Annotated in this window: 7 protein-coding genes; 3 read left to right on the forward strand and 4 right to left on the reverse strand. The window is 63.0% G+C overall.

The annotated features are described in order from the left end of the window. The first annotated feature begins 11 nt into the window (after window positions 1–11). Both AArcSt11_RS13800 and AArcSt11_RS13805 read left to right on the forward strand, forming a co-directional pair. A complete protein-coding gene (locus AArcSt11_RS13800; RefSeq protein WP_250597921.1) occupies window positions 12–1,703 on the forward strand; it encodes an L-lactate permease in 1,692 nt (563 codons plus the stop codon). 40 nt (window positions 1,704–1,743) lie between these two features. After that, complete coding sequence (locus tag AArcSt11_RS13805; protein ID WP_250597923.1) at window positions 1,744–2,727, forward strand: DUF5787 family protein; 984 nt, start codon at window positions 1,744–1,746, stop codon at window positions 2,725–2,727. Window positions 2,728–2,731: 4 nt separating this feature from the next. Here AArcSt11_RS13805 and AArcSt11_RS13810 read toward each other — a convergent pair whose 3' ends face one another. The 4 genes from AArcSt11_RS13810 to AArcSt11_RS13825 are packed head-to-tail and all read right to left on the reverse strand — an operon-like array spanning window position 2,732 to window position 6,020. Next, window positions 2,732–2,914, reverse strand: a complete 183-nt coding sequence (locus AArcSt11_RS13810) for a hypothetical protein (protein WP_250597924.1) — start codon at window positions 2,912–2,914, stop codon at window positions 2,732–2,734. Between the two features lie 38 nt (window positions 2,915–2,952). Further along, window positions 2,953–3,777, reverse strand: a complete 825-nt coding sequence (locus AArcSt11_RS13815) for an MBL fold metallo-hydrolase (RefSeq protein WP_250597925.1) — start codon at window positions 3,775–3,777, stop codon at window positions 2,953–2,955. 4 nt (window positions 3,778–3,781) lie between these two features. Further along, the gene (locus tag AArcSt11_RS13820) at window positions 3,782–5,149 is read right to left on the reverse strand and encodes an ATP-binding protein (RefSeq protein WP_250597926.1); all 1,368 of its coding nucleotides are present in this window, start codon (window positions 5,147–5,149) and stop codon (window positions 3,782–3,784) included. A gap of 58 nt (window positions 5,150–5,207) precedes the next feature. After that, on the reverse strand, window positions 5,208–6,020 hold the full coding sequence (locus AArcSt11_RS13825; RefSeq protein WP_250597927.1) for a DUF8173 domain-containing protein: 813 nt from the start codon (window positions 6,018–6,020) through the stop codon (window positions 5,208–5,210). A 120-nt stretch (window positions 6,021–6,140) separates the two neighbouring features. On the opposite strand from AArcSt11_RS13825, the gene AArcSt11_RS13830 reads away from it, so the two are divergent. Further along, window positions 6,141–7,283: a thiolase family protein gene (locus tag AArcSt11_RS13830; protein ID WP_250597928.1), complete on the forward strand. Its 1,143-nt coding sequence runs from the start codon at window positions 6,141–6,143 to the stop codon at window positions 7,281–7,283. Window positions 7,284–7,425 lie beyond the last annotated feature (142 nt).

Below are 7,425 nucleotides of genomic sequence, written 5' to 3' on the forward strand. Positions count from 1 at the left end.
CGGGTGATCGGATGACCGACGCGACGCTCGTACTGGCGGCGCTTGCACCACTGCTCGTCGTCGCAGTCCTGCTCGTCGGACTGCTCTGGCCCGCAGTCAGATCGATGCCCGTGGCGTGGGCAACGGCAGCCGTCGTCGCAGGTGTCGTCTGGGGGATGCCGCTGGACTGGATCGCAGCAACGACGCTCTGGGGCGTGATGCTCGCTATCGAGATACTCTGGATCGTCTTCGGCGCGCTCGTGTTGTTGTACACGCTGATGCGCGCCGGTGCGATCGACCGTATCAACGACGGTTTCGCCTCGATCAGTGAGGACCGGCGAGTACAGGTCGTCCTGCTTGGCTTCTTTATGGCGACGTTTCTGGAAGGTGTCGCCGGCTTCGGGACGCCTGCTGCAGTCGTGGCCCCGCTCCTGCTCGCGCTGGGCTTCCCGGCGATGGCCGCGGTGATCGCTGCGCTGATCGGCCACGCCATCGCGACGACGTTCGGAGCCGTGGGCGTTCCCGTCAGACCCGGGACGCTCGATCCGATCTCGGCACTGGACGGCGTATCAGCCGCGGAAGCCTCTGATGTAGTTGCACAGGCTGCCGGATCGGCCGCAGTGTATCAGGCTATTATCGGCGTGTTTATGCCACTCATGGCGGTTGGTATGATCGTTTACTTCTTCGGTGATCCGGAAGAACGGTCGCTCGCACCCATCAAGCCGGTCGTCCCGCTCTGTCTGTTCGCCGGCGTCGCATTTGTCGTCCCCTTTGCGCTGACAGCACTCTTTATCGGTCCCGAGCTCCCCTCGATCATCGGCTCGATGGTCGGGATCACGGTTACCGTCGCAGCGCTCAAGGCTGGCTATTTCGTCCCCGAAGAGGAATGGACCTTCCCGGAGCGTGACGAGTGGCCCGACCACTGGGTCGGCTCCGTCGAACCGGGCGGGGAGAACAGCTCGGATCCAGAACCAGCAGTCGATGACAACCCGTCGATCTCCCTCGCCCGAGCGTGGGCACCGTACCTGATCCTCGTCGGTCTGCTGATCATCACCCGAGACTTCACGCCGATCGGTGAGGTCTTGAGACAGGTTGCGGTGCTGGCTCCGGCATGGGACGGGATCCTCGGCACAACTGTCGAGCAAGAAATCGAGTGGGCCTACGTTCCCGGCACCTGGCTGGTCCTGAGCGCGCTCATCGCCATCCCACTGTTCGACCTTGACGGATCACAGGTTGCCGACGCATGGCGTGAAGCCGGCCAGAAGATCGTCTCACCAGCCATCGCGCTGGTGTTCGTTATCGGGATGGTCGGCATCATGCTGGAATCCGGCCAGTATCCGGAGGCACCGGGCGGTGACAGCATGATGGTCGTCCTTGCCGACGGCACTGGTGCGGTGTTCGGTGACATCTACACGCTGGTCGCTGTTCCGGTCGGTGTCCTCGGGACGTTCATCACCGGCTCGATTACGGTCTCGAACATTACCTTTAGCGGCCTCCAGTACGAGGTCGCCACTCAGGCAGGTCTCCCACAGCATCTGATCGTCGGCGGGCAGATGATCGGTGCCGCGATCGGGAACGTGATCGCAATTCACAACGTCATCGCCGCGCTGGCGACGGTCGGGCTCGTCGGGCAAGAGGGTCGAGTAATCCGACTGAACCTCATCCCGGTACTGTTCTATATTATTATGGGCGCAATCGTCATCTCGATCGCCGTGGCGCTCTAGCTCGCGCGACCTTTTTGTTCGGCCAGCCCAATCTCTCTCCGTGAGCGAGTTCGCGTTCGAGCTATCGCTGTGTGCCCATCTCGAAGCGACAACAGACTCGATCATCGCTCGACAGCTCGGCGGCGGCGTCGCCGCGCCCGGCAAGCGGGTGCTCGATACCGTACTTGTCGAGCAGGGTCCATCCTTCGACGCGCGCACAGCGATATCGTCCGAGACCATTCCCGATGCCGCTATCGAGAGCGACGCTGGGCTGGGTCGCTTTCGCGATCGACGGAACGTCCTCTCCGGACCACCCCGCCGTGCGAAGTCGGTCGTCGAGCGCGCCGTCGAGGCGGGCTTTTTCGAGCGAGAGCGCCGGGATGGACGCGAGTACGTCAGACAGGTCGCCCGGTATCCCGACAACTGGTTCAGCCGCATCATCGCGGTGGAGAACAAACCCGACCTCGGACGTCCGGGCGCACTGGAGACGCAGTTACGGAAGGACGTCAGCCTCGGGCTGGTCGATGAGGTCGTGCTGGCGACGGAAAGCTACGTGACCGGTGCACACCTGAACCGGCTGCCGGAGGCGGTTGGCATCTGGCGATTCGACCCCGATGCGGTCGGCGACGACCCGATCGAGGTCGTTCGCGAACCGACGCCGCTTCCGACCGACACAGGTGGAATCGAACTGCTGGAGCGACACGCCGGACGCGCGGACATCACGACCGTTTCTCCGGAGGAGAAAACTCGTGCTCGACGCCGTATCGCCGAGCGCGCGTACGGCAAGGGCTGGCGGACCTACGAGTTCCCGGAGTGTGGTAACGTAAGTGCAGCAGCCTGTGGGGACTGTCGCGGCCTCCCCTACTGCTCATGGTACAACCGACTGGTCGACCCTGCAAGCGACTGCGGGCCGGACTGTCCAGGCTACAAGGCAGCCGACTCACCCGAAGTCGATCTCCACGCCGAGCGCGCCGAGACATCGCCGTGGATCGCTGACCCCGACGGAAGACAGCGGCGACAGGCAGGACTGGACCGGTTCGGCTGATCATTCACTCGCGCAGTTCGTCTGCGTAGTACCAGAACAGCCCCAGCACGGCGGCCAGCCCGAGCACAAAGATCGCCAGTTCGATCGGGTGGGTAAACTCATCGAAGGCGACCGCCGCCACCGCGTAGCAGACGGCACCCACGGCGAGCAAAACGAGAAAGCGCGTCGAATCCGAGGCCCAGGTCATCGACTGTCCGTTGCCACCGAGTACATATCGGCGTTTCCTTACAGCGAGAACCGCTCGCCGTCGACTGCAAGCGGTTCCTCGAACGCCTCGTCGACGGGGTAGTAGTGAGCGACGTGAACCAGCCGGGTACGTTCGGCATTCAGGTCATCGCCCAGCGCGATCGCCCCCTCACGTGTCATATGCTTGCTTCCAAACGTCCGTGCGACCCCCTCATCGTCGTGGTGGTCACCGCCGATGTGATGGCTCTCTGCGACCTGCGCAGGGACGATCCCGTCCGCGAGCAGGAGATCCGGGTTAGCCATTGCCGCCCGCGAGTCCTCAGGAATCGCGTAGTTCGTATCGCCGGAGAGCGTTAGCTTCGCGCCCGTTTCTGGGTCCTCGATCACGACGCCGTAACAGAGCAGCGGCGGGTGATCGACCGGAACGAGCGTCACGTCGAACCCGCAGGTTCGGACTGTCTCGAACGGCGCAGTCGGCTGGACATCGATTGCATCGAGATAGCTGTACTTCCGATTGACCGTCTCGGCGACGCTTTCGCCGGTGACCGGATCGGTCTCGTTGGCTGCATAGACCGGTGCGTCCCGGAGGAGTCGGTAGACGTTTCCAAGGCCGTCGAGGTGATCGAAGTGGACGTGTGTGATGACGATGGAATCGGGCAGGGCAACGTCCTCGCGCTCGAACTGGTGGCGGAAGTCGGGACTGGCGTCGATCAACAACGCTTCGTCGGTGCGGTCGTTCTCGAGGTAGACGGAAAACCGGGTGCGCTCGATCCCGTGTTCGCGGGCGTACTCACAGGTGTCACACTCACAGTCGAGTGTCGGCGTGCCGGTCGTATCACCTGTTCCGAGGAGGGTCACCTCCATCCTGTCAGTGATTGTGGTCGTGGTCGTGCGAGTGGCCGTCCGTGCTCCCGCCGTCGTCCGCGCTGCCGCCGTCGCCGCTGATGTCGCCGCCCGCGACCAGCGCCTCGTGATCGCCGTCCATCATGTCCATATTTTTGAGGTTGTCCCGCTCCTCGAAGTCCTCGACGGCGTCGATCAGATCCTGCTGGGTCAGGTTCGTCCGGTTCTCGGTCAGCGCGTCGAGCACGGCTTCGCGCATGACCATGCGGAGATCACTCCCGGTCAACCCTTCGGTGATCTCGGCGACGGCGTCCGGATCGAACTCGTTGATCTCCATCGCGTGGGTGATAACACGAAGGATATCCGAGCGCATGCCACGATCCGGTTTGGGGAAGTTGACAATCTCGTCGAAGCGTCGCCACGCGGCGGCATCGAGCTGATCAGGGTGGTTCGTCGCGCCGATTAGCAGGACCTCGTCCTCGATGAGGCTCACCTCGTCGATCGACTTGAGCAGGGTGTTGACCGCGCGCTTGATCGCTGCGTGCTCGTCCGACGAGCGCGTCTTGGCGACGAAGTCGAACTCGTCCATAAAGAGGATACACGGCGAGAGTCGCTTTGCCACCTCGAAGACCTTCTCGACGTTTTTGGCCGTCTCGCCGAGATACTGGCTCGTGATCATCGAGAGCTTCACCTCGACGAAGGGGAGATCAAGTTCGTGGGAAAGACCGCGTGCCGCAGTCGTCTTTCCGGTTCCCGGCGGGCCGACAAAGAGCAGTTTGCCGATCTCGCGCAGGCCGATTTCCGCGAGATAATCGCGGTGTTCGATCGCCTTGACGACCTTGTGGATCTCGTTTTCCTGGTCGGGCGTCAACACGAGGTCGTCGAGCGTCATCTCGATCTCCTCGGGGGCCCGGACATCGACGAGATCGAGCAGCTCCTCTTCGTCCTCGTCGAAGAACTCCTCTAGCAGGCTGTCGATCCAGACCCGGTCGGCCTGGATGGGTCGGTTGGCCTTCCGCGCCCGATCGTAGTCGACACCCTCGAACTCGTCCTCGAAGGCGTACGCGAGGGTTGGGTTCGACTGAACCCGCTCGGTATCGACCCGGTCGCGGAACCAGTTCTCCGCCATCCGCTCGTCCGTCAACGAGATCGAGCCCGAGAACTCGTCGCGCTCGGTGAACATCAGCTCCGAGACGGCGTCCCAGGGCTGGTCGATGCCCGTTGCCGTTCGTGCGGTGCTGTTCGTCGCCGACAGCGGTCGCTCTATCTCGCCATCGCTCCAGAACACCTGCCGATACCGGGGCGGCAGGTCGTTCTCGTCGAGGGATCGGTTGTCGGTGTACAGCCGCGTCGTCAGCAGGAACTCGACGACGTCTATCGACGCATCGCTCATTCTAGAAGAGGTTCGTGTGGCCGGATGTTAAGCGCGTCGAAGACACACCGGTCTCGATCTACCAGGGCCGGTCGTCGTCCCGCCTGTCGTCGACGCCCTCGTCGTCGGCTCCCCACTCGTTGTCGGATGCCGTGTCGTCTGACTCCCAGTTATTCGGCTCCTCGTCCTGCTGTCCCCAGCCAGCGTCGTCGCCTTCCGGGTCATCCCAGCTGCTCGACGTCGAACTCGACGCCCACGTTTCGTCGCCGGTCCCGTCCTGGTCCTCCGGTAGGGCAGATCCAAGCCGAAACTGCTGGACCATTGCACCGATGCCGAGCGAGGACAGCGCAAGCGCGAGGAGCCCACCGACGACCGGGATCGAGGTGACAATCGCCGTAACAACGAAGCCGACAAGAAACGCGAGCCAGAGCGTCTTCGTGGATGGCGGGCGTTCGGTGCGACCGGCGAACTCCGCGAGCAGGTAACGCCCGATCGTGATGTCGACGAGCACTGCGCCGACAAAGGACACCAATACGAGCGCCAACAGGAGTGGAATCCCGACGAGAGCGCCGATAAACGTCAGTATGAGCACGAGGCTGACGATGAAGACACCGATGACGGTCCCGAACCCGATCAATCCGGTCGTGATCGGATCACTCCGTATGTGCTGGTTCGTCGAGCGGGTGTACTCCGACGTGAGGTGAATCAGGACGGCAGCGATCAGCCCGAAGAATACGAACGAGGCGGCGAGTCCGGCGAGCATCGCCGTCGTCGATAGTTCGTCAAATGCCACGGTGATCTCTTCGGGGTTCTGTTGAGTTGCAGTCGTAACTCCGGAAAACAGCACGAGCGCACACGTTGCTACGATCGCGTGGAGGGCTGATCGTCTCATAATTCGTATTCCTCCCGTATCGAATATAAGGATGGTGATCACGTCAGGGGCAGTGAACTCGCCGACCAACCCCTTCCAGTTCTAACCGGTTTTAAGTTCATGAACAACGATTCAGGATACATGTCCGACGAGACGACTCCGGTCATCGCTGCGGCGTATCGCACACCACAGGGCAAAGAGGACGGCGTTTTCGCCGATCTACGGAGCGAGGACCTTTCGGTCCCGCTAATCGACCACATACTCGACGAAACTGGCCTCACCGGCGCGGAGATCGACGACCTGCTCTGGGGCTGTGCACAGCAGCGCGACGAGCAGGGTAACAACATGGCGCGCGTGATCGCCTTGCTCTCTGAACTGGGCGAATCGGTCCCCGCTTCGACGATTAACCGCTGGTGTGCCTCCTCCATGCAGTCGGTCATCTCGGCAGCCGACGCCATCGCGGCTGGAAACCGCGACGCCGTGATCGCGGGCGGCGTCGAGTCCATGAGCCGTGTCCCGATGGGGGAGAACACGCACAACGTCCATCCACGACTCGCCGAACTGTACAACATCGGCGAGCTCCAGATGGGGATGACCGCCGAGAAGGTCTCGGAAGAACACGACGTCTCCCGCGAGAAACAGGACGAGTACGCTCTGCAGAGTCAGCAGCGCGCCCACGAGGCGACCGAGTCAGGACGGTTCGATGACGAGATCGTACCGATCGAAACGGAGGAGGGAACCGTGACCGAGGACGAGGGGATCCGCCCGGACACCTCTCTGGAGAAACTCGCAGGCCTGCCGACCGTGTTCAAATCCGACGGGACGGTGACGCCGGGGAACGCCTCACAGGTCAGCGATGGCGCAGCGGCGACGCTCGTGACGAGCAAAGCCTTCGCCGACGAGCACGACCTTGACGTCCTCGCAGAGGTCGGCGCGAACAACGTTGCGGGCGTCGATCCGACGGTGATGGGGATCGGCCCGGTACCGGCGACCCGTGGCTTGCTCGACCGTGCCGACCGGGACATCGAGGAGTACGACCTCGTCGAACTCAACGAAGCGTTCGCAAGCCAGGCCGTGTACTCCCGGGACGAACTGGGGATCGACCCCGAGACGTTCAACGTCAACGGCGGCGCGATCGCGATCGGCCATCCGCTCGGCGCGAGCGGCGCGCGCCTGCCCGTGACGCTCATCCACGAGATGCAAAAGCGCGACGCCGACCGCGGACTGGCGACGCTCTGTGTGGGCTTCGGTCAGGGTGCGGCGATCGAGTTCGAACGTCCCTGAAGCGATCAACCTGGGTCTTTTGGCCCAGATTTTGCGAGACCGACCGCGAGCACGGCGAGCGAGTCGGTCGAGACAAAAGGTGGTCGCGTCAGGGTGCGGCGATCGAGTTCGAACGTCCCTGAAGCGATCAACCTGGGTCTTT

It is taken from the genome of Natranaeroarchaeum aerophilus (assembly GCF_023638055.1).
Taxonomy (GTDB): domain Archaea; phylum Halobacteriota; class Halobacteria; order Halobacteriales; family Natronoarchaeaceae; genus Natranaeroarchaeum; species Natranaeroarchaeum aerophilum.

What these genes read in the sequence shown, in the direction of transcription:
- AArcSt11_RS13830 (WP_250597928.1), top strand. Translation starts at nt 6,141, where the DNA reads ATGTCCGACGAGACGACTCCGGTCATCGCTGCGGCGTATCGCACACCA.
- AArcSt11_RS13800 (WP_250597921.1), top strand. Translation starts at nt 12, where the DNA reads ATGACCGACGCGACGCTCGTACTGGCGGCGCTTGCACCACTGCTCGTC.
- AArcSt11_RS13820 (WP_250597926.1), bottom strand. Translation starts at nt 5,149, where the DNA reads ATGAGCGATGCGTCGATAGACGTCGTCGAGTTCCTGCTGACGACGCGG.
- AArcSt11_RS13815 (WP_250597925.1), bottom strand. Translation starts at nt 3,777, where the DNA reads ATGGAGGTGACCCTCCTCGGAACAGGTGATACGACCGGCACGCCGACA.
- AArcSt11_RS13825 (WP_250597927.1), bottom strand. Translation starts at nt 6,020, where the DNA reads ATGAGACGATCAGCCCTCCACGCGATCGTAGCAACGTGTGCGCTCGTG.
- AArcSt11_RS13810 (WP_250597924.1), bottom strand. Translation starts at nt 2,914, where the DNA reads ATGACCTGGGCCTCGGATTCGACGCGCTTTCTCGTTTTGCTCGCCGTG.